Raw genomic sequence first — 21,545 nt, forward strand, 5'->3', positions numbered from 1 at the left:
TCGTGGGGCCTGGGGTCACTGCAGTGAGTTCTCCATCTCAGCGACCATGGCCTCTGCGGCCTCGGCCGGCGTCATGCGCTCGAAGAAGACCTCCTCCTGGTAGCGGAAGATGTCCTCACCCAGGGCGGAGAAGCCGGCCGGAGGGATCGGCTCCGAGGGGCCGACCTCGTCCTCGATGTCGACGATGAACTCGCTGGAGACCAGGTCCTGGCCGTCGATGTTCTCCATCACGACCTCCCGCACCGCCTGGTTGGAAGGCAGCCCCCGGTCGATCAGGTTGTGCAGGCCGGCCTGTTCAGAGTTGACGAAGTAGTCGATGAACAGCTGCGCCTCGTCGGGGTGGTCGGTGGTCGCTGCGGCGGACATCACCATCGAGGACTTGAACCAGATTCCGTTGTCCTCGACGTCGCCGGTGTGACTGGGGAATCGCAGCGGCACCAGGTCGGTGCCCGCGGAGGCGGAGAGGCCGGGCAGCTGGTTGGTCCAGTACAGGCCGATGCCGGCCTGGCCGGTGCCGGTCAGCGACTGATCCTGGCCCACGCCCCCGTCCTCGACGAGCTGCTGGGCCGAGGGGAAGGAGCCGTCGTCGAGCAGCTGCTTGAGAAAGGTCAGGTACTCCTCGGCGTCTTCGACGTCGAAGCCGAACTCACCGTCGTCGGTGACCAGCTGCTTGCCCTGCTGGCGCAACCAGTTCTGCATCAGCTGCGGCTCGGCAGAGCGGGCGACGCCGACGTAGTCTGTGCCCTCGCTGATCTGTTGGGTGACCTCGGCGAAGTCGTCCCACGTCCAGCTGGTGTCGTCGGGGAGCTCCACCCCGGCCTCGTCGAACACGTCCGGGTTCGCCATCATCACGAAGGCGTTGACGCCCGTGGTGATGGCGTACTGGGCACCGTCCACCTGCCCGGCCTCAATGATGCCCTCGTCGAATTCGGAGAGGTCGACATCGGTCAGCTCCAGCAGGGATCCGCGGTCGGCGTACTCTCGGACGTACATCTCGTCCATCTGCAGGATGTCTGGGGCATCTCCGGCGGCGGTCTGGGTGGCCAGAGTGTCCCAGTAACCCTGCCAGTCGCTGAACTCCGGGACGATGGTGATGTGCGGGTGCTCATCCTCGAAGTCCGCGATGATCTCCTGGGTGGCCTCGGTCCGGTGGTCAGAGCCCCACCAGGCGAAGCGCAGGGAGACCTCCTCGTCCCCTCCCTCACCGTTCGAGCCGTTGCCGCTGGTGCCGCCGTTGCCGCCGTCGCCGCCGCAGGCGGTCAGCGCGACGGCGCCGATCACGGCGGCGGCCGAGAGCTTGGCCAGCTTCCTGTGTCTCATGTGTGTCCCCTCATGTGTGCGGTGGCGGAGCATCCGCCAGCGGTTGTAACGATTCAATTCGGCGCCCCGCTCCGTAACGGATCAGGCTGGCCACTACATTATGTGTGATGCACGGCACAGTCAATGAATCGATTCACATTCGGCGATGCCCACTCCCTATCGCACGATGCCTCCCCGCGCCCCCGACGTCGGCGTCGGCTTCGGCGTCGTCACATCACCCCGGCGCACCACCCCACCCACGCGCAGATCGTCTCCCGGCGAGAAATCGTGGCCGGATTCGGCGACGATTTCTCACCGGGAGACGATCTGCAGGTCCGACTCGCCGTCAGCGCAGTTCCGCCTCCATCTCGGAGATCATCGCCTCCGCGGCGTCGGCCGGGGACATCCGATCGAAGAGCACCTCATCCTGGTACCGGTAGAGGATCTGCTGGAACGCCGACCCACCCATCGCCGGCACGGGCTCGGAGGGACCGAGCTCATCCTCGATCTGGTCGATGTATTCGGCCATGGCCAGCTGGGCGCCGTCGAGCTCCTCGGTGACCACCTGGCGGATCTCGTCGTTCGGCGGGATGCCGCGCTCGGCCATGTCGATCAGCGCGGCCTCCTCCGAGTTCACGAAGAAGTCGATGAACTGCTGGACCTCCTCCGGATGATCGGTGGTCGCACTGCCGGAGAGGAACATCGAGGACTTGTACCAGGGCCTGGCGTCCTCGGCGCTGCCGGTATGGCTGGGGAAGCGCAGCAGCTCCAGCTCGGTGCCGGCCGATTCGGAGAGCGCCACGGACTGGTTCGACCACCAGGCGCGCATCGCCACCTGACCAGCGGTGGTCAGCGACTGGTCCGGGCCCACCCCCTGGTCCTCCGCGAGTGCGGAGGCCGACGGCGTGGCACCGACCTCCAGCAGCTCGACGAGGTACTCGAAGTAACTCTCGGCATCGTCCACAGTGAAGCCGAGCTCGCCCTCTGCGTCGCTGAGGTGTCCGCCCTGCTGGCGCACCCAGGTCTGGAATCCGCCGGTCTCGTCGAATCCTCCGGCGCCCCAGGCGCCGTCGAGGTTCTCGCTCAGCTCGACAGCGATGTCCCGGTAGTCGCCCCAGGTCCAGGTGGCGTCATCCGGCATGCCCACGCCCGCCTCCTCGAAGAGGTCGGGGTTGGCGAGGATGGTGAACGCATTGATGCCGATGGTGATGCCGTACAGCCCACCCTCGGCCCGCCCGTTGTCCACCACCGTCTCGTCCATCTGCGACGTGTCGACCTGGTCCAGATCCAGCAGGGAGCCGCGGTCGGCGTATTCGCGCAGATAGAGCTCGTCCATCTGGATGATGTCCGGGGCATCGGCGGCGGCGGTCTGGGTGGCCAGCTGGTCCCAGTAGCCGTCCCAGTCGCTGAAGTCTCCGTCGATGGTGATGTGCGGGTGCTCCGCCTCGAAGGCGTCGATGATCTCCTGGGTGTTCTGGTGGCGGGCATCCGAGCCCCACCAGGCGAAGCGGAGGGTGACGTCGCCGTCGCTGTCGCCGCCTCCCCCTCCCCCGCAGGCGGTGACGGCGAGCATGGCGGCGGCCAGCCCGGCGGCCAGGGCTGTGCTGCGACGACGGCGGCGCGGAGTCGTCGGCGATCCGAGCCGAGGATCGGATACAGCTGTGGAACGTGGGTGATTCATGATGCCCCCCTGAGATGTGATCGTTCACTCTATGCGGCCAATCTAGAGTGATCCAGATCACAGGTCAATAATGGCACCGCGATGGCACCGCGATGGCACCGCACGACACCCATCGGCCGAGCGGAGCCCGGCAGTACCGAGGGTCCGATCGAGCCGGGCGGGCTCACTCGAGTCGGGTGGACTCGCGCAGCACCGGCGTGCCCTCGATGACCATGCGGCGCCCCGCCTCCCCGACGGCCAGCATCATCGATGCCGTCATCCGACCGATCTCCTCCAGCGGCAGTCGCACCGTGGTGATCGACGGGTGCTGGTCGGCCAGGGTCGGGATGTCGTCGAAGCCGGCGATGGCGACGTCCTGCGGAACGCGCAGTCCAGCCTCGCGGATCGCGGCCATCGCCCCCAGCGCCATGACGTCGTTGACGCAGAACACGCACAACGGCGACGCCCGGCCCTCCCGTGCCGCATCCGAGGCCACGATTCCGGAGCCGATCAGCTCGCTCATCATGAAGTAGCCGCCGTCGCGAGTGAAGGCCCCCTCCTTCACCACCTCAGGTGCGACGCCGGCCGACTTCAGCTTCGCCAGAAAGCCCGCCGACCGCTGCGCCGAGGTGGAGAGCTGCGGCTCGCCGCCGAGCACGGCGAAGCGGCGGTGCCCCACCTTCAGCAGCTCGACGGCCAGGGCCGCGGCCCCGCCCTCATTGTCGATCTGGACACCTCCGGCGTGAGGGAAGGGCTGGCCGATCATCGCCACCTTCCCGCCGTTGTCCTGGTACGTCTGAAGCACCTTCTGCAGCAGTGCGTCGTCCTCCATGCCGCGAGACCCCGCCAGCAGCACCGCATCCGTCCGGTACGACATGAACGCCCGGACCGCTTCCACCTCCGCGGCAGCCTCGCGCTCGGTGGAGGCCAGCATCAGCTGCACCCCGGTCCCGGCCAGGCCGCGCTGCGCTCCGCGGGCGATCGAGGAGAAGTAGGGGTCAGCGATGTCATGGACGATCAGCCCCATGAGCCCCGCCGATGATCGGGCAAGCGCTTGCGCCTGCGCATTGGGGAAATAGCCGAGCTCCTCGGCCGCAGCGCGCACGCGATCGGCGATCTCGGGCTTCGGGCGACGCGTGGATCCGTTGAGCACACGCGACGCCGTGGACTGGGAGACCCCGGCGGCCTTGGCGACATCAGCCAGGCGGACAGCCATCTGACGCTCCTACCTGTGACAGTTGACACATACTTTCAGGTGATACTACCGTGGAAAGCGCATTCCAACATCATCGCCTCGCCATCCACCTGCAAGGAGCTCCGATCCCATGACTGAACCCCGCGTCCTGCGCATCGCCATGAACGGCATCACCGGTCGGATGGGCTACCGCCAGCACCTGCTGCGGTCCATCCTTCCGATCCGCGACCAGGGCGGCATCACGCTGCCCGACGGCTCCCGGGTCACCGTCGAACCGATCCTCGTCGGCCGCAACGAGGCCAAGATCTCCGAACTCGCGGCCAGGCACGACGTCGAACACTTCACCACCGACCTCGACGGCGCCATCAACGACCCTTCCGTGGACATCGTCTTCGACGCCTCGATGACCTCCCTGCGTCCGGCCACGCTGTCCAAGGCCATCTCCGCCGGCAAACACATCTTCACTGAGAAGCCCACCGCCGAGAGCCTCCAGGAGGCCGTGGAGCTGGCCCGCCAGGCGGACGCCGCCGGCATCACCGCCGGCGTGGTGCACGACAAGCTCTACCTCCCCGGTCTGGTCAAGCTCCGCCGCCTGGTGGACGAGGGCTTCTTCGGCCGCATCCTCGCGCTGCGCGGCGAGTTCGGCTACTGGGTCTTCGAAGGAGACGTCCAGCCGGCCCAGCGCCCCTCCTGGAACTACCGCCTGGCCGACGGCGGCTCCATGACCACCGACATGTACTGCCACTGGAACTATGTGCTGGAGGGCATCATCGGGACGGTCAAGTCCGTGACCTCCAAGACCGCCACCCACATCCCGACGCGCTGGGACGACAACGGAGAGCCCTACGAGGCGGACGCCGACGACGCCGCCTACGGCATCTTCGAGCTGGAGACCCCGGCCGGGGACGAGGTCGTCGGACAGATCAACTCCTCCTGGGCCGTGCGCGTCTACCGTGACGAACTCGTGGAGTTCCAGATCGACGGCACCCACGGCTCAGCGGTCGCCGGGCTGAACAAATGTGTGGCCCAGCAGCGCGCCCACACCCCGAAACCGGTGTGGAACCCGGATCTGCCCGTCACCGAGTCGTTCCGCGACCAGTGGCAGGAGGTCCCCGCCAACGCCGAGCTGGACAACGGATTCAAGCTGCAGTGGGAGGAGTTCCTCGCCGACGTCGTCGCCGGTCGTGAGCACCGCTTCGGCCTGCTCTCCGCCGCCCGTGGCGTCCAGCTCGCCGAGCTCGGCCTGCAGTCCGCCGCCGAGCGCCGCACCGTCGACATCCCGGAGATCACCCTGTGAGCACCACCACCCAGCAGGCCACGGACCTGCCCACGCTGACCCTACCCACCCTCGACGGCGCCACCGCCGCATACACGATGACCGGCCAGGCCGACCCCGCCCTGGGTCCGTTCACCCGCCCGGAGACGCCCCTGACCTCCCGGACGGTCTACGCCGCCGCCCACGTGGTGCCGGTGATGACCGCCGAGAACGTGCCCGGCGCGCCGGCCCAGCTGGACTGGGAGGCCACACTGGCCTACCGGCACGAACTGTGGTCCTACGGGCTCGGCGTCGCCGACGCCATGGACACCGCCCAGCGCGGCATGGGCCTGGACTACGCGGCCACCCAAGAGCTGATCAGCCGGTCTGCCCAGGAGGCGGCGACCGTCGTCGAGGCCGGCACCTACCCGGCCCTGGCGGGCCGCACCGTGCGCGATCTGCTCGCCTGCGGCGCCGGCACCGACCAGCTGGACCCCGCCACGGTCGAGCCCGGGGAGACCGGGGTCGCCGCCGTGCTGGAGGCCTATCTGGAGCAGCTCGAGGTCGTCGAGGCGTCCGGCGCCAAGGTGATCCTCATGGCCTCCCGTGCCTTGGCGAAGGTCGCCGCCAGCCCCGAGGACTACCTGGACATCTACTCGCATCTCCTTCAGGCCGCCGAACAGCCGGTGATCCTGCACTGGCTGGGGCCGATGTTCGACCCGGCGCTGGCCGGCTACTGGGGCTCCGACGACGTCGCCGAGGCCACCGAGACCTTCCTGACGCTGATCCGGCAGCACCCGGACAAGGTCGACGGTGTGAAGGTCTCCCTGCTGGACGCCGAGCACGAGAAGCGCCTGCGCGCCGCCCTGCCCGAGGGCGTGCGGCTCTACACCGGCGACGACTTCAACTACCCGGAGCTCATCGACGGCGACGAGACCGCCCATTCAGATGCGCTGCTGGGCATCTTCGCCGCCATCTACCCGGCGGCCTCCACGGCCCTGCAGGCCTACGACGCCGGCGATGCGGTCCGCGGCCGGGCGATCCTGGACTCCACCCGGGAGCTGGGGAAGCACATCTTCTCCGCCCCGACGCTCTACTACAAGACCGGGATCGCCTTCCTCTCCTGGCTCAACGGGCACCAGACCGGCTTCCAGCTGGTCGGCGGCCTGCACGCGGGCCGCTCGCTGCCGCATCTGGCGCACACCTTCGTGCTCGCCGATCAGGCGGGCCTGCTGACCGACCCGCAGCTGGCCGCCGAGCGGATGACCACGCTGCTGAAGACCGGAGGACTCGCATGAGCTTCGAGCTGTCACTGAACACGGGCACCACCCCGCAGCTGTCCCTGCAGGAGGCCGTCGACGCCGTCGCCGCCGCCGGGCTGAGCCACATCGGACCCTGGCGGCACCTGCTGGATTCCGCCGGCGGGGCGGAGAAGGCCGCGCAGGTCATCTCCGGTGCCGGGCTGACCGCCACCACGCTGTGTCGCGGGGGATTCCTCACCCCGGCCGATGCCGCAGGGCGGGCCGCCGCGCTGGAGTCCAACCGGGCGGCGATCCGCGAGGCGGCCGCCATCGGCACCGGTGAGCTGATCATGGTGGTCGGCGGGCTCCCCTCGGCCGCGCACCTGCTGGGCGGCGAGGGGGACCGGGCGGACAAGTCGATCGTGGACGCCCGCGCCCGCGTGGCCGACGGCATCGCCGAGCTGGTGCCCTACGCCGCCGAGCACGGAGTGCGGCTGGTGCTGGAGCCGCTGCACCCGATGTATGCCGCGGACCGTGCGGTGCTCTCCACCCTCGGAGAGGCCCTGGCCCTGGCGGCCCCGCACCCGGCGGAGACGGTCGGCGTCGTCGTCGACACCTTCCACGTGTGGTGGGACCCGCAGCTGCAGGAGCAGATCGCCCGCGCCGGGCGTGAGGGTCGCCTCGCCAGCTACCAGGTGTGCGACTTCAACCTGCCCCTCGCCGCCGACGCCCTGAAGTCCCGCGGGATGATGGGCGACGGTCACGTGGACTTCCCCACGATCTCCCGGTGGGTGGCCGAGGCCGGCTACACGGGACCGGTCGAGGTGGAGATCTTCAATGCAGAGATCAACGCCCAGGACGCCGGTGTGACGCTGGAGACCATGAAGGCCCGCTACGCCGAGCTGGTGGAGCCGTTCCTGACAGCGTCAGCCGCCGCCTCGGCTCCGCACACCCCGTCCGCCGCCGTCTGACCATCCCCACCCATCGAGTGGTCACGAATCCCGAGACGTCCTGTCTGACACGCCGCGTCGGGAGGGCATATCCCGGGATTCGTGGCCACTCGATATGCCAGTCTCGACAGGCCTGTCACTCCGAGGAGAGCCATGACCGCTGAAGGATCCGCCCCGACGTCGGTGCTGCTGGTCGGCCTGGACGGCTTCGGCCGCCAGCACCTGCTGAACCTGGAGCGCCTGGCCGCATCGGGCAAGGCCCGGCTCATCGCCGGCGCCAGCTACAGCGACCCCGGGCCCGAGGTCCGCGGGGCCATCCCCGTCCACCACACGCTCACCGAGGCGCGCGAGGCCGGACATCGCCCCGACGTCGTCATCGTCTCCACTCCGATCAGCACGCACCGCGACCTCGCGCTGGAGGCCCTCGAGATGGGCGCCGACGTGCTGCTGGAGAAGCCCCCCACGGCGACCTTCGCCCAGTACGAAGAGCTGCTGGCCGTCGCCGATCGGCTCGGCCGACGCATCCAGGTGGGCTTCCAGTCCCTGGGGTCCCATGCGCTGCCCGCCCTGGAGGAGCTGCTGGCCGCCCCGGAGGCTCCCGGTGCCATCGGACAGCTGCGCGCGGTCGGCGCCACCGGACTGTGGCTGCGCCGGGAGGCCTACTACGCCCGCGCCCCCTGGGCGGGCCGACGGGTGCTCGACGGCGTCCAGGTGGTCGACGGGGTGATCACCAACCCGCTGGCCCACGCGGTGCGCACCGCTCTGCACCTCGCCGGCGCCCGGGACGCCGACGACGTCGCCCAGCTGAGCACCGAGCTGCTGCACGCCCATGACATCGAGGCCGACGACACCTCCACCGTCTCGCTGCGCACCACCGCGGGGATCCCCGTCACCGCGGCGCTGACGCTCTGCGCGCCGGAGGACCACCGGCCGCCGTGGGTGACGATCGACGGCACCGAGGGCCAGGCGGTGCTCTACTACACCGAGGACCGCCTGGAGATCACGCCCAACCGGGAGGCGCCGTTCAACGCCGGGGAGGCCGGCGAGCCGCGGACGCTGGACTTCCAGCGCACCGACCTGCTGGAGAACCTGATCGACGTGCGCACCGGGGAGGCCGAGAGGCTGCTCTCTCCGCTGCGCGAGTCCGGGGCGTTCATGCGCGTGCTGGAGGCGGTCCGCACCGCGGAGGATCCGGCACAGATCGGCGCCGAGCATGTGGCGCAGGTGGATTCCGGCCCCGAGCGGCACCCGGTGATCCCGCATATCGAGGACTATGCCGCCCGCGCGGTGAAGGCCCCCTCCACGTTCTCCTCGCTGGGGGCACCCTGGGCGACCGCTGCCGCCACGAGCGGTTCCCTGGCGCTTCCCGGTCCGGCCGCCGGCGAGGCGCGGACCGTGGCGGAGCTGCGCACCGGCGAGGACATCTCCCCCACCGATTCCCCGCGCCCCTTCCTGGACCGGGTGCGCACGCGCGGCGGCGTCGTCGTCACCGACCAGCAGCCGCTGGACCACACCTGGCATCTGGGCGTGTCCGTAGCACTTCAGGACGTCGACGGCACGAACTTCTGGGGCGGGCGCACCTACACCCGGGAGCATGGCCGGTACATCTGGCGCAACGACCACGGCCGGATCCTCATCCGCGAGCAGCAGGTGGCCGACGTCGACACCGGCCAGCGGCTGGCCCAACAGCTGGAGTGGATCGACCGCACCGGTGGGGCGCTGCTGCAGGAGCACCGAGTGGTCACGGTGACCGGCCGCGACGAACGCTCCTGGGAGCTGGACTTCCGCTTCGCGCTGACCCCGGCCGTGGACCGGGAGGTCTCGCTGGGCAGCCCCGGCTCCAACGGGCGCGCCGGCGGCGGCTACGGCGGCTTCTTCTGGCGGCTTCCCGCCCTGCGGGAGGCCGAGATCTTCACCGCACAGGCCTCCGGGGAGGAGGAGGCGCACGGCAGCGTCAGCGACTGGCTGGCGATCAGCGGGCACTTCGATGCGGTGCAGTTCGCCCCGGGCCTGGGGGCCGGGGAGGCCACACTGGTGCTGGCCTCCGCCGACGAGGACCCCTGGTTCGTCCGGCACGCCGGCTATCCGGGGGTGGGCATGTCCCTGGCCTGGGACGCCCCCGTGGTGGCCCGCCCGGGCGAGCCGGTGGCCCGACGGGTGCGCGCCGTCGTCCTCGACGGCCGGATGGACCGTGCGGAGGCCGCCGCACTGGGGAGCGGACTGTCGGCAGAGCTGACCGCGACCCGCACCCCTCGATGACTCTGCACGGTGGGCCCCGGAGATCGCTGATCGTCGCTCCTCAGGGCCCACACCGCGGAGGCGACGCCGAGCACCCCACCACGAGGAGCAGCATGACCCCTGAGCAGGAGTTCCACACCAAGCACGCACGACTCCTCGGAGTCCTCGACGAGACCGGCGCCGACGCGCTGGTGCTCTCCTCCGCCGGCGCACTGTCCTGGCTGCTGGCCGGGGCGCGGGTGCACATCAGCCTCGCCGGTCCTCCGATCCTGCGGGCGGTGGTGCATCGCGACGGCGTCGCCGTGGGGGTGTTCACCAATGAGCTCGCCCGGATCCGCCAGGAGGAGCTCGCACCCCTGGTCTCCCTGCTCGACGACGGCACGGTGAGTCTCCACGAGCTCCCCTGGCATGCCGACGTCGACGACGTCACCGGCTGGCTGCCCCGTGCCGCTGACTGGACGTTGACCGACGAGACCGCCGTCGCCCTGCCGCTGCGCGGCGCCCGCGCCTCCCTGCTCGACGTGGAGATCGAACGCTATCGAGCCCTGTGCCGGACCTCCGCCGAGGCGCTGACCGACGTGCTGACCGAGATCACTCCGGAGACCACTGAGCGGCAGCTGGCCGCCGCGCTGGCCCCACGGCTCCTCGAAGCCGGGGCGGATCCGGTGGTGCTGCTGGTCAACGGGGAGTCCCGGGCCATGCACCGTCACCCGTTGCCCACCCAAGCACCGCTGGGCCGACGCGCCATGGCCGTGGTGTGCGCCCGCCGGGACGGGCTCATCGCCAACGTCACTCGCTGGGTGGGCTTCGGCGACCCCGTGGCCGGGGAGGAAGAGCTGGACGCCCGAATCCTCGCCGTAGAGGCCGACGCCTTCGCCGCGCTGAGCCCGGGCACCCGGCTGGAGTCCGTGCTGGAGACGCTGAAGGAGTCCTACACCCGGCATGGGTTCGACGCCGACGAATGGACGAAGCACCACCAGGGCGGGGCGGCCGGCTACCAGGGACGCGACCCCCGGGTGGAGCCGGGGGTGCCGGACCTGATCCGGGAGGACCAGGCGTTCGCCTTCAACCCCACCGGCTGGAGCGAACAGCTCGGCCTGGGTGCGAAGGTGGAGGACACGGTGGTGCTGCGAGCTGGGGACGGCCCAGACGGCGGGCACTGGATCGACGTCCTGAGCGTCGACGACCGCTGGCCGACGGCGGAGGTGGCGGGACGATTCCGTCCGGCAGTGCTGCGCCGCTGAGCGAGTGGGTCAGTCCGACTCGTCTCGTGAGGGCTCGACGGCGCCGAGGCGCGCCTGGGGGCTCCCCTCCCAGATGTGACCGGGGCCATCGGTCTCCCACAACCGGACATCCTCGATTAGGCTGAACACGTCACATCGCGCAGTCCACGAAGGAGCACACCATGTCAGGTCCGATCATCGTCGGCGTCGACGGAAGCCCCACGGCCCGCAAGGCCGCGGAAAAGGCCCGCGAGCTCGCCACCAGGCTGAACGCCCCGCTGCATGTGGTCTCGGCCTATGCCGACGACCGCACCGAGGTCGTCAACAGCGGGTCGGACCAGTGGGTGGTCTCCGATGCGGACAACGCCCGGTACATCGCCGAGAAGGTCACCGAGTCCCTGAAGGCCGCCGGCGTGGAGATCCTGCCCCGCTCGGTGCACGGCAAGCCGGCCGACGCGCTGATCAGCTATGCGGAGAAGGTCGACGCGGACATCGTCGTCGTCGGCAACCAGCGCATGCGCGGGGTGCGTCGAGTGCTCGGCAGCGTGGCCAACTCGGTCTCGCACAACGCCACCTGCGACGTCTACATCGCCAACACCTACGCGGACTGACGCCCCGCGTCAGACTCAGCGCGACGGCGGCCCCGGCAGATCACTGCCGGGGCCGCCGTCGTCTCAGATCTCGTCTCAGATCTCGAGATCGATCTCCTCATCGCGGATCACGGGATCCGCTCGCCCACCAGCTCGGTGCGCCAGGAGCGCGTCGGCTCCCAGCCGAGCACGCGGCGGGCCTTCTCGATGGAGAACGCCGGGGCGTCCCCGGTGAGCTCTCCGGCCAGGTGCGCCATATCTGGGAAATGCTCCGGGATGAGCTCTGCCAGGGGCCGGCGGGCGAGCGCGTCCTTCGCCCCGACGAAGAACACGGAACCGTTCTCCACCCGCTCGATCCGCTCCAGCAGCGTCAGCAGGAAGTCGGTGACGTCCCGGGCGTCGACATAGTTGAACAGCGCGACCGCGGACAGGGCCGGGTCGTCGAGCCGTTCGGTGAGCGTATGTCCCTGCTGGGTGGGTGCGCCCTCCCATTCCTCGGGGGCGATGACGTAGCAGGGCCGGAAGGACACGAAGGTGACCTCGTCGGTCTGCTGGGCGAACATCGCCGCCACCTGCTCGGCCACATGCTTGCTCAGCCCGTAGGCGTGCCAGGGCCGCGGAGGGACGTCCTCGTCCAGGGGCAGCCGCGGCGGCACCCAGCCGGCCGGCGAGCCGTACCCCATGATCGAGGGGCTGGAGGCGATGACCACCGTCGACGCCCCGGAGGCCACTGCCGCGGCGGTGACGTGGTGGGCGATGCCGGCGTTGGTCGTCAGGATCACCTCCTCCGGGGCGCTGAACGGCACGGCGATGGCCGCCAGGGAGACCACCGCCGTCGGGGAGATCTCCTCGAACAGCGCCTGGGTGGCCGCGGCGTCGAGCAGGTCCACGCAGCGGTGCTCGACCCCCGCGGTGGGCTCGTCGGGCAGCTCCCGGTCCACACTGATGACCTCATGCTCGGTGGCGGCGAAGCCGGCCACCACGCTGCGGCCCAGTCTCCCCGACCCGCCGGTGACGATGATGCGTTCTGCCATGGCTGTCCTCCTCGCTCCCCTGCTCCTCAGTCCCTGCTCAGTGCGCGACGACGGCGGCGTCGGCGCGTGCGTCCCCAGCGTCGGCCCCGGAAGACGACGCGGATGCCAGCCCCAGGTCGACGTCGGCCACTGTCACCGGCCCACGGGTCTGCAGGGAGCGGTTGCCGCAGACACCGACGGCGATGGCCTGGATGCCGTCGACCAGGCCGGCGGGACGGGAGTACGGGTCCTCACCGGGTCCGTTGAAGATGTCGGCCAGCAGCAGCCGGTCCCCGCCGCCGTGGGCGCCTTCGCCCTGGACGATCGCCAGCTCCTCGGCCTCTCCCCAGTGGCGCTGCAGCACCAGACGCTCGCCCTTGGCGCGGACCGCCCCGGAACGGCCGTCGTCGGACACCGAGGGGTCCACCGGGGAACCGCCGGAGGCGGGCAGCACGGCGGCCCGCTCCACGACCTCGAGCTCCAGCCGGCCCTCGGTGCCGTTGACCGCCACCCGGTACCCCTCCCAGGGCGCATGGGCGTTGAGCGAGTAGTTCAGCACCGCACCGCGGGTGTAGTCCACGATCAGCGCGAGATTGTCCTCGATGGTGATGCCCTCGCCGAAGACGTCCTGGTCCCGGATGTAGCCGTCGTGGTGCTCGGTGTCCAGGTAGAGCTTCTGCAGCGTCTCGTCACTGCGCAGGTCCAGGGCGAAGGGGTCGGCGTCGGAGTCCTCGCGGGTCCCGCGCTCGGCGGGGGTGATGCCGCGGGCGGCGGCGCTCTCCGCGCCGTAGAACTTCAGTCCGCCGGAGGCGTAGACGCGCTCGGGGGCATCGGCAAGCCACCAGTTGACCAGGTCGAAGTGGTGGCTGGCCTTGTGGATCAGCAGTCCGCCGGAGTTCTCCTTGACCCGGTGCCAGCGGCGGAAGTAGTCCGCGCCGTGGACAGTGTCCAGCACCCAGGTGAAATCGATGGAGGTCACCTGCCCGATCCGGCCCTCGAGGATCGCGGCCTTCAGCGCAGTGTTGCGCGGGGAGTACCGGTAGTTGAAGGTCACGATCACCTCGCGCCCGGTGGCCTCCACAGTGCGCGCGATCCGGGCGCTGGAGGCGGCGTCCACGGTCAGCGGCTTCTCCACGACGACGTCGGCCCCGGCCTGCAGAGACTCCACGATGTAGTCGGCGTGGGTGAAGTCCGGGCTGGTGATGATGACCCGGTCGATGCGGCGCTCCTGGATGACGGAGGTCAGCGCGGCGGGGTCGAAGGTGGCGACGTCGGCGCCGTGCTCCTCGCGGATGCGGCTGCGGTGGTATTCGACGCGGCCGGGGTTGGTGTCCGCCAGAGCGACGAGCTCGGCGACGTCGGCGTGGGGGCCGGCGATCGCGTCGGTGTACATCCGGCACCGGCTGCCCATGCCGATGATCACGTAGCGGGTGCGGGGGTTCTCAGTGCTCACGGGTGAGCCAGCTCCTTCATGCGGTGAACAGGTGGCGTGCGTCCGGGGAGGTCCTCCCCAGCAGTCTTGTCGTGTCGGCGGGGAATGAGAAGCACTCCGTCCATGCCTTCCGTGGATGGCACATGTGCTGCGCGGGTATCTTCCCCCCCCCCCAGACGCCGACGACGGCCGCCCGCCGCAGGCTGCGGCGGACGACCGTCGTGCGGTCGGGCGGATCACTTGATGCCGGTGGTGGCCATGCCCTTGATGAGGAACCGCTGACCGAACAGGAAGATCAGGAACAGCGGCAGGATCGAGATGATCGACATGGCGAACATGCCGCCCCAGTTCGACTCGCCGGTGGAGTCGATGAAGGCGCGCAGCGCCAGCGGCACGGTGTACATGTCCGGTGAGGTCAGGAAGATCAGCTGGCTGAAGAAGTCGTTCCACGTCCACATGAAGGTGAAGATCGTGGTGGTCGCCAGGGCCGGGACCATCAGCGGCAGGATCACCTGGAAGAAGATCCGGATGTGGCCGGCCCCGTCGATGCGGGCGGCCTCGTCCAGGTCCTTGGGGATGCCCCGGATGAACTGCACCATCAGGAAGATGAAGAAGGAGTCCGTGGCGAGGATCTTCGGCACGATCAGCGGCAGGAACGTATTCACCCAGCCGAGGTTCGAGAACAGGATGTACTGCGGGATGATCACCACGTGCACCGGCAGCATGATGGTCAGCAGCATGGCCGCGAACATCGGGATCTTGAACTTGAAGTCCAGGCGGGCGAAGGCGTAGGCCGCCATCGAACAGGCGAGGAGGTTCGCCAGGATGGAGGCGAAGACGACGATCGCCGAGTTCCACAGGAAGTGGCTGAACGGGTGGCTCAGCGCGTTCCACCCCTGGACGTAGTTGTTGAACTCCAGGGTGGTGAGCAGGATCCCGGGCTCGCGGAAGATCGCCTCGTTGGGACGCAGCGAGGAGACCAGCATCCACAGCAGCGGGTAGATCATCGCCAGGGAGGCGAGGATCATCAGGATGTGCTTGATCGTGGACTTGATGGCCCGCTGCGCCGGAGTGGTCGACTTCATCGGCTCCCGGTCCTCCGAGGAGAGGGAGCTGGCGCCGGCCAGGGCGGCCGTGGCGTCGGACTTGGTGGCGTCGGCGCGGCTCATCGTGGGCGCGCCGGCCGGGGTGGTCGTCGTGGAATCAGTCATCGTAGTGCACCCAATACTTGGAGAGCCAGAAGTTGATGGCGGTGATCGAGGCGATGATCAGCACCAGGAGCCAGGCCATGGCGGAGGCGTAGCCCATGTCGAACCGACCGAAGCCCTGCTGGTACAGGTAGAGCGTGTAGAACAGCGTGGAGTCCGCCGGGCCGCCGGAGCCGCCCGAGACGATGAACGCCTGCGTGAAGTTCTGGAAGGCGCCGATCAGCTGCAGCACGAGGTTGAAGAAGATGATCGGCGTCAGCAGCGGGATGGTGATGGTGAAGAACTGCTTGAGCCGACTCGCCCCGTCGATCGAGGCGGCCTCGTAGTACATGTCCGGGATCTGGCGCAGGCCGGCCAGGAAGATCACCATCGGGGCGCCGAAGGTCCACACGTGGAGGATGATCAGCGTCCCCAGGGCGGTGTCCGGGCTGGAGACCCAGCCCTGGCCTTCGATGCCGACCATGCCCAGCAATTGATTGATCAGTCCCGAGTGGCCGAAGATCTGGCGCCACAGTACGGCGATGGCCACGGAGGAGCCGAGCATCGAGGGCAGGTAGAACACGGAACGGTAGAAGGACAGCCCGCGCATGCCGCGGTCGAGCAGCATGGCGATCGCCAGTGACACCGCGAGCTGGACCGGGACTCCGACGAACACGTAGGTGAAGGTCACCTGGATCGCGTTGTGGAGTCGGTCGTCGCTGATCATCCGGGTGATGTTGTCCATGCCGATCCACTCGGGCGGCTGGAGCAGGTTGTAGTCGGTGAAGGCCAGGTACAGCGAGGCGGCCATCGGGAACAGCGTGATGCCGAGCAGGCCGATGGTCCACGGCAGCAGGAACAGGTGGCCTGCCTTGTTGTCCCGGTGTCTGCGCTTGCGCGCACCTTCGGGGCCCTTCTTGAGCTGCTGCAGCTCGGCGACGACACTCATGGCGCCACCTTCCGACCCGTCGCGCGGCGGTGCTCCGCTTCGGGGTCGTTGCTCTGCGTCTGGGACAGCACGGCTGCCTCCTCCAAAACTTTGGGAAATCGCTTTCCAGGTACGTGTCGTCAACGGTAAGTGAGGTCACATTGTGAGGTCAAGCACACGGAACGCCGCCAGTCCGGGCACGCCGCCCGACAGGGGGCTCGCGCGGCGCCTGATCCACCCCGGAGGACCCCGAGATCCCCGGAAAGTCGGGGAACCCGAATTGAATCGATTTTTGTGATGCTGCCTGAGCATCACTCCATACATTCTCGACCGTGGACGGCATGACAGGCTGGTACTAGGCTCAGGGGCACCCCGGAGTGTCCGCGCGTGCCGGCCCACACCCCACTCCCGTCCCGGCGCCGGGGCGCGCACCACCGCCCACCCAGGCGAGACTGCGCACCACCGCCCACCCAGGCGAGACCCAGGAGAGACATGACCCCGAGCCTCCCCACTGTCACCCGCATCGAGCTGCTGCTGACCTCCATGCCCTTCTCCGCGGGGCGCCGCGTGGTCGGCGAAGAGTCCGTCGATGAGTACAACGCCTCCTCCCAGGCCTTCACGCGGATGGAATCACTGCTGGTCAGAGTGACGGACTCCGACGGCGTCGCGGGATGGGGGGAAGCCTTCGGACACCGATCGAACCCGGCCACATGGGCCGCCCTGGAGGAGATCGTCGCCCCGTTCCACCTCGACCGCCCCGCCGACCCCCAGACCGTTCATCGCGAATCGGAATACGCGTTCCATGCGTTCGGGCGGACCGGGCCGGTCCACTATGCGCTCTCCGCGATCGACATCGCCCTGTGGGATCTGGCCGCCCACCGTGCCGGGATGCCGCTGCGCCGACTGCTGGACCCCCGAGCGCGGGACAGCATCGGCTGCTACGCCTCGCTGGTCCACTACGGGGAGGACCCGGCGGAGGTGGCCCACCACATCGGGAGGGCCCAGCAGGCGGGATACACCTCGTTCAAGCTGCACGAGTCCACTCCGGAGGCGGTCACCGCCGCCCGGGCCCAGGCTGGACCTGCGGCGCAGCTGATGACCGATGTGAACTGCCGGTGGGACGAGTCCGGTGCCGCGGCGGCGCTGCAGGACTTCGCCGAGGCGGACCTGCTGTGGCTGGAGGAGCCGGTCTTCCCGCCCGACGACACCGGCGCCCTGGCTCGGCTGAACCGTGCCTCCGGCCGGATCTCCGCCGGGGAGAATGCCTCGGGTGTCCACGGCATGGTCGAGCAGATGCGTGCCGGGGCGGTGGCCTATGCCCAGCCGAGTGTGGGCAAGATCGGCGGGATCTCCGGAATGCGGGAGGTGATCACGGTCGGGCAGGAGACCGGCGTCGCCGTCGTCCCGCACTGCTTCTACTATGGTCCGGCCCTCAATGCCTCGGCGGAGCTGATCGCCACTCTGGGCGAGGAGGTCGAGCTGGAGGTGCCGTTCCTGCACTGGCCTCAGCGGCTGCATCGCCTGCACGGTGCGGGACCGACGATCACTCTGAGCGAGGAGCCCGGCCTGGGCTTCGCCCCGGATGAGCAGGTGCTGGCCGATCATCTGGTGCGCCGGGCCGTGGTCGAGGCGTCGTAGAGTCGTGCACATGGGCCATCTCACCTCCGCTTCGCTCTCCGGCGCCGCCCCGCGCATCGTCTGCGTCCCCGACTCGTTCAAGGGCTCCGCCACCGCGGCCCAGGCCGCCGCCGCGCTGGCCCACGGCGCCCGGGAGGTGTTCCCGCAGGCGCAGATCACCGAGCTCCCCTTCGCCGACGGCGGCGAGGGGACCCTGGAGGCGCTGCTGGCGGTCTGGGGGCAGGAGGCTGAGGAGCTGGAGGTCCTCGACGCCATCGGGCGTCCCGCCACGGCCCTGGTGGGCCGTTCCGCCGACGGGCGGACCGCCGTGCTGGAGGCGGCGCAGGGCAATGGCCTCCCGCAGGTCAGCGATGTGCCCCTGCAGCCGCGCCGGGCCGACACCTACGGGGTGGGGCTGATCGCGCGGCATCTGCTGGACTCCGCGCCCGGAGGCACCTGCGTGGAGGAGATCCTGCTGTGCATCGGTGGCTCGGCCAGCACCGACGGCGGCACCGGGCTGCTGCGCGCCCTGGGCGCGGAGTTCCTGGACGACGCCGGGGCCCCGGTGGCGCCCGGCGGGCAGGGGCTGGCCGAGATCGCCGAGGTGGACGTCTCCGGACTGCATCCCCGCGCCGCCGAGGTGCGGTGGCGGATCGCCGTGGACGTGGACAATCCGTTGACCGGCGAGCGCGGAGCAGCCGCCGTCTTCGGTCCGCAGAAGGGCGCGGATGAGGACGACGTCGCCGCGCTCGACGCCGGGCTCACCCACCTGGCCGGCGTGCTCGCCGCCCACACCGGTGCTGCCGCCGAGGATTACCGGCAGGCCGTCGGATTCGGGGCGGCCGGCGGCATCCCGGTGGGGCTGGTGAGCCTGCTCGGGGCCGAGGTGGTGCCGGGGTCGCAGATGGTGGGCGAGGCCGTGGGCCTGGCCGAGTCACTGGCCGCGGCCGACATCGTGCTGACCGGCGAAGGCTCCCTGGACTCCCAGTCATTGGGCGGGAAGGTCGTGGAGGCGGTGCGGCGCAACGCGCCGGAGGCCGCCGCCGTCGTCGTCATCGCCGGCACGGTGAAGCTGACCGCCGGTGAGTGTCGGGGGGCGGGCCTGACCGGGGCGTTCTCCATCGCGCCCGGGGCTGCGGAGCTCCAGGAGCTGCTGGAGCGCGCGCCCGAGCTGATCACCCAGACCGCAGCACAGGCCTGCGGGCTGCTGGCGCACGGCCGCTGAACACCCTCCCGGCCGGGTCTCCTCCGCCGACCGAGTTGCCTCCGCGGTGTGGGCCCCTATCCGGCGCTGTGAGCCCTCAGAAGGGCCCGAACCGCGGAGTCATCGTGGCGCGGACCTCATGTGACCTGCTCAGGAGTGCTGTTCCACCCAGGCGGTGAGCGCCTCCATGTACTTCGCGGCGCGCGTGGCGAGCTGCTCGTCAGGCCCGCCGTCGCCGAAGGTGTCCTCGGTGACCTGTACGGCCATCAGCGGGGTGCCCATGAGCTTGACCCCGAGCAGCGGCAGGAAGGTCCGCAGCTGAGTCTGCGAGTTGATGGTCCCGAATCTGCCCGGTGAGGCACCGGCGATACCCATCGGTGTGCCACGCAGCACCCCCTGCCGCGGGGGCCGGGTAAGGATGTCGATCGCGTTCTTCACCGGGGCGGGGAAGCTCTGATTGTGCTCCGGGCTGACCAGCAGCAGGCCGTCACAGGCCGAGACCTGCTCCTTGAAGGCAGTCATCTCGGCGGGGAAGTCGTCGTCGAGGTGCCGGTCATAGAGCGGCAGGGATCGAATCTCGATCTCGGTCAGCTCTGCCCGCTCCGGCGCCTGAGCCACCAGCACCTCGGCGAGCTTCCGATTCACCGATTCCTCCGCGAGGCTGCCCACGATGTACCCGATCCGCACCATCTGCGCTCCTTTCCCGTCGTCGACGGTGCCAGTCTGGCACGGCTGGCCCCACAGACGCGCGGAGGTGACGGGACGGTGAGCTCCCCGGGCGGCGCCGTCCCAGCCCGCGGGAACCGCTGCTCAGAGCCAGCGGAAGTCCCCGGAGTTCCCGAGGCGCCACCCGCGGGCCGCCCGCTCGGCGTCGAGTCGCAGCAGGGCCTGCTCGCGAGCGCGGACGAGTCGGACCTCGCGGGACAGAGCCCGACGACGGCGCCGCGCCTCCCGACCTGCGGCGCGATCCTGCCGACGGGGCGGAGTGTCCGGCCTCTCGGACGTGGGGCTGTTCGGCCGGGGCGTGGGAAGCAGGGGCGGATGCGTGGGAGCTTCGGCGGTCGGCACGGACGCCGGCAGGGAGGACGGGCAGAGTGACTGACGTGGCGACTGACGGGGCGACTGACGGGGCGCTGTGGTGATCATGAATCTCACGCTACGGAGCGATGAGGACAGATCCCGTCCGCATCAGGGGCGCCCGGACTCCCCCGCCGGAGAACCCGTCCCCTCGGACACCACGTGGCCCCTGGACCGTTGCTCGGAGAGCACGCACTGACGCGAGGCTCAGCGACCACAGCTCCGAGGTCAACGCCTGGGGTTCAGTTCAGCCGCGGGGCTTCATCCGAGTGTTCGGCAGTGCCGGGGCCGGCAGGGGCGGCGCGGTGTGCGGCGGGAAGTCGCCGAACTGGGGGAAGGGGCGGCCGTCGTCGTAGGTCTCCCCAGCGAGCGCGTCGCGCAGCTCCCCGGACAGCGGCGCGCCGAGCGACTCGCCCTCGGACAGGTGCCGGTGCAGCGGGGAACCCGCAGGAGGGGGCTCGAAGCCCATCTCCGACTGGTAGGCGGCCCGATACGCGACGATGTCCTCGTGGCTGCGGCCGACGAAGTTCCACCACATCACGATCTGCTCCCCCAGGGGGCGGCCGCCCAGCAGCAGCGCCACCACGGGCTCCTCGGCGGCGTCGATCCGCAGGGTGGTGCGTCCGACGTCGGAGACGGCAAGATGGTCGGCGGGGACGTCCGCGCCGTCGACGCGCACCCGGCCGGAGACCGGGAGCAGGCCGTGCTCGTGGTCTGCGGGGATCGTGAGCTCCAGGCTCGCCCCGGGCTCCAAGCGCAGCTCGGCCCCCGTCAGCGGCAGAGGCGTGGGCACCGGCGACCTGCTGCCGAGCAGCTCGCCGAGGAAGACCTTCGCCTCCCAGCCCCGTCCGGTGACGGTCTCGGGGCGGTGCGCCGCCAGGGAGGGCTCGGAGAACCGGTGGTCCTGCGGAAAGGCGAACCACAGCTGCGCGCCGTGCAGCACCGTGGTGTCCTCGGTGGAGTACTCGGAGTGGCTAATGCCGCTCCCAGCGTTCATCAGGGCCAGCTCGCCCGGGCGGACGGTGGCCCAGTGTCCGGCGGAGTCCAGGTGGTCGATGCGTCCGGAGAACAGCCAGGAGACGGTGGCCAGCCCGGTGTGCGGATGGCGGGGCACCCGCATCGGCGTGGCGGCGGAGACGTCGTCGGGGCCGTAGAAGTCCAGGAAGCACCAGGCTCCCACCAGCGAGCGCGCCCGCTGGGGCAGGGTCCGGCGGACGGTCATCGCCCGCGGCCCTCCGAGCGGGACCTCCCGGGGTTCGAGGATCTCGATGCCAGAGGCGGCCACGGTGACCCCGTCGCGGAGGCCGCGGCTGCCCTGGGGGCCGGCGCCTTGCGGGCCATTGGCGCAGACGCGCTCCTGCGGGGAACGCTCGACGTTGCTCATCCCGGCACCTCCGACGATCCACCACGAGGGTCATTCAGATTTGAATCTTCTG

Annotated in this window: 18 protein-coding genes; 8 read left to right on the plus strand and 10 right to left on the minus strand. The window is 70.0% G+C overall.

Features of this window, described 5'->3' with window-relative positions; genetic code table 11:
- Positions 1 to 15 precede the first annotated feature (15 nt).
- From ACYVKI_RS14560 to ACYVKI_RS14570, 3 genes are all read right to left on the minus strand, one after another.
- Positions 16 to 1,320 (minus strand): ABC transporter substrate-binding protein, encoded by a 1,305-nt coding sequence (locus ACYVKI_RS14560; protein WP_460691089.1) that lies wholly within the window; start codon positions 1,318 to 1,320, stop codon positions 16 to 18.
- A gap of 325 nt (positions 1,321 to 1,645) precedes the next feature.
- Positions 1,646 to 2,980: an ABC transporter substrate-binding protein gene (locus ACYVKI_RS14565; RefSeq protein WP_460691090.1), complete on the minus strand. Its 1,335-nt coding sequence runs from the start codon at positions 2,978 to 2,980 to the stop codon at positions 1,646 to 1,648.
- Positions 2,981 to 3,143: 163 nt separating this feature from the next.
- Positions 3,144 to 4,175 (minus strand): LacI family DNA-binding transcriptional regulator, encoded by a 1,032-nt coding sequence (locus tag ACYVKI_RS14570; RefSeq protein ID WP_460691091.1) that lies wholly within the window; start codon positions 4,173 to 4,175, stop codon positions 3,144 to 3,146.
- Positions 4,176 to 4,284: 109 nt separating this feature from the next.
- On the opposite strand from ACYVKI_RS14570, the gene ACYVKI_RS14575 reads away from it, so the two are divergent.
- The 6 genes from ACYVKI_RS14575 (at position 4,285) to ACYVKI_RS14600 (ending at position 11,672) form a co-directional block, all read left to right on the plus strand.
- Complete coding sequence (locus ACYVKI_RS14575; protein WP_460691092.1) at positions 4,285 to 5,451, plus strand: Gfo/Idh/MocA family protein; 1,167 nt, start codon at positions 4,285 to 4,287, stop codon at positions 5,449 to 5,451.
- Positions 5,452 to 5,477: 26 nt separating this feature from the next.
- Positions 5,478 to 6,707 (plus strand): dihydrodipicolinate synthase family protein, encoded by a 1,230-nt coding sequence (locus tag ACYVKI_RS14580; protein WP_460691232.1) that lies wholly within the window; start codon positions 5,478 to 5,480, stop codon positions 6,705 to 6,707.
- Entirely contained in the window at positions 6,704 to 7,621 is a 918-nt protein-coding gene (locus ACYVKI_RS14585) for a sugar phosphate isomerase/epimerase family protein (protein ID WP_460691093.1), read from the plus strand. Before ACYVKI_RS14580 ends, ACYVKI_RS14585 begins: the two co-directional genes overlap by 4 nt.
- 132 nt (positions 7,622 to 7,753) lie before the next feature.
- Complete coding sequence (locus ACYVKI_RS14590; protein ID WP_460691094.1) at positions 7,754 to 9,859, plus strand: DUF6807 family protein; 2,106 nt, start codon at positions 7,754 to 7,756, stop codon at positions 9,857 to 9,859.
- A gap of 92 nt (positions 9,860 to 9,951) precedes the next feature.
- Positions 9,952 to 11,082 carry a M24 family metallopeptidase gene (locus ACYVKI_RS14595; RefSeq protein ID WP_460691095.1) on the plus strand — a complete coding sequence of 377 codons (1,131 nt, stop codon included), beginning with the start codon at positions 9,952 to 9,954 and terminating at the stop codon, positions 11,080 to 11,082.
- A 161-nt stretch (positions 11,083 to 11,243) separates the two neighbouring features.
- Positions 11,244 to 11,672: a universal stress protein gene (locus tag ACYVKI_RS14600; RefSeq protein WP_460691096.1), complete on the plus strand. Its 429-nt coding sequence runs from the start codon at positions 11,244 to 11,246 to the stop codon at positions 11,670 to 11,672.
- Between the two features lie 107 nt (positions 11,673 to 11,779).
- Here ACYVKI_RS14600 and ACYVKI_RS14605 read toward each other — a convergent pair whose 3' ends face one another.
- The 4 genes from ACYVKI_RS14605 to ACYVKI_RS14620 form a co-directional block, all read right to left on the minus strand.
- Positions 11,780 to 12,685 (minus strand): NAD-dependent epimerase/dehydratase family protein, encoded by a 906-nt coding sequence (locus tag ACYVKI_RS14605; RefSeq protein ID WP_460691097.1) that lies wholly within the window; start codon positions 12,683 to 12,685, stop codon positions 11,780 to 11,782.
- A gap of 37 nt (positions 12,686 to 12,722) precedes the next feature.
- Positions 12,723 to 14,117, minus strand: coding sequence for a Gfo/Idh/MocA family protein (locus tag ACYVKI_RS14610; RefSeq protein ID WP_460691098.1), 1,395 nt, complete (start codon positions 14,115 to 14,117; stop codon positions 12,723 to 12,725).
- A gap of 215 nt (positions 14,118 to 14,332) precedes the next feature.
- Complete coding sequence (locus ACYVKI_RS14615; RefSeq protein ID WP_460691233.1) at positions 14,333 to 15,181, minus strand: carbohydrate ABC transporter permease; 849 nt, start codon at positions 15,179 to 15,181, stop codon at positions 14,333 to 14,335.
- Between the two features lie 118 nt (positions 15,182 to 15,299).
- Positions 15,300 to 16,232 (minus strand): carbohydrate ABC transporter permease, encoded by a 933-nt coding sequence (locus ACYVKI_RS14620; RefSeq protein ID WP_460691099.1) that lies wholly within the window; start codon positions 16,230 to 16,232, stop codon positions 15,300 to 15,302.
- Positions 16,233 to 16,703: 471 nt separating this feature from the next.
- Here ACYVKI_RS14620 and ACYVKI_RS14625 point away from each other — a divergent pair, with 471 nt between their 5' ends.
- Together ACYVKI_RS14625 and ACYVKI_RS14630 are read left to right on the plus strand one after the other, a co-directional pair.
- A complete protein-coding gene (locus tag ACYVKI_RS14625; protein ID WP_460691100.1) occupies positions 16,704 to 17,849 on the plus strand; it encodes a mandelate racemase/muconate lactonizing enzyme family protein in 1,146 nt (381 codons plus the stop codon).
- Between the two features lie 10 nt (positions 17,850 to 17,859).
- Positions 17,860 to 19,053, plus strand: a complete 1,194-nt coding sequence (locus tag ACYVKI_RS14630) for a glycerate kinase (RefSeq protein WP_460691101.1) — start codon at positions 17,860 to 17,862, stop codon at positions 19,051 to 19,053.
- Positions 19,054 to 19,182: 129 nt separating this feature from the next.
- Here the strand turns inward: ACYVKI_RS14630 and ACYVKI_RS14635 are convergent, their stop codons facing one another.
- From ACYVKI_RS14635 to ACYVKI_RS14645, 3 genes are all read right to left on the minus strand, one after another.
- The gene (locus tag ACYVKI_RS14635; protein ID WP_460691102.1) at positions 19,183 to 19,722 is read right to left on the minus strand and encodes an NADPH-dependent FMN reductase; all 540 of its coding nucleotides are present in this window, start codon (positions 19,720 to 19,722) and stop codon (positions 19,183 to 19,185) included.
- Between the two features lie 120 nt (positions 19,723 to 19,842).
- A complete protein-coding gene (locus tag ACYVKI_RS14640) occupies positions 19,843 to 20,178 on the minus strand; it encodes a hypothetical protein (protein ID WP_460691103.1) in 336 nt (111 codons plus the stop codon).
- Between the two features lie 178 nt (positions 20,179 to 20,356).
- Positions 20,357 to 21,493, minus strand: coding sequence for a pirin family protein (locus ACYVKI_RS14645; RefSeq protein WP_460691104.1), 1,137 nt, complete (start codon positions 21,491 to 21,493; stop codon positions 20,357 to 20,359).
- Positions 21,494 to 21,545 lie beyond the last annotated feature (52 nt).

The organism is Nesterenkonia suensis (assembly GCF_054782935.1).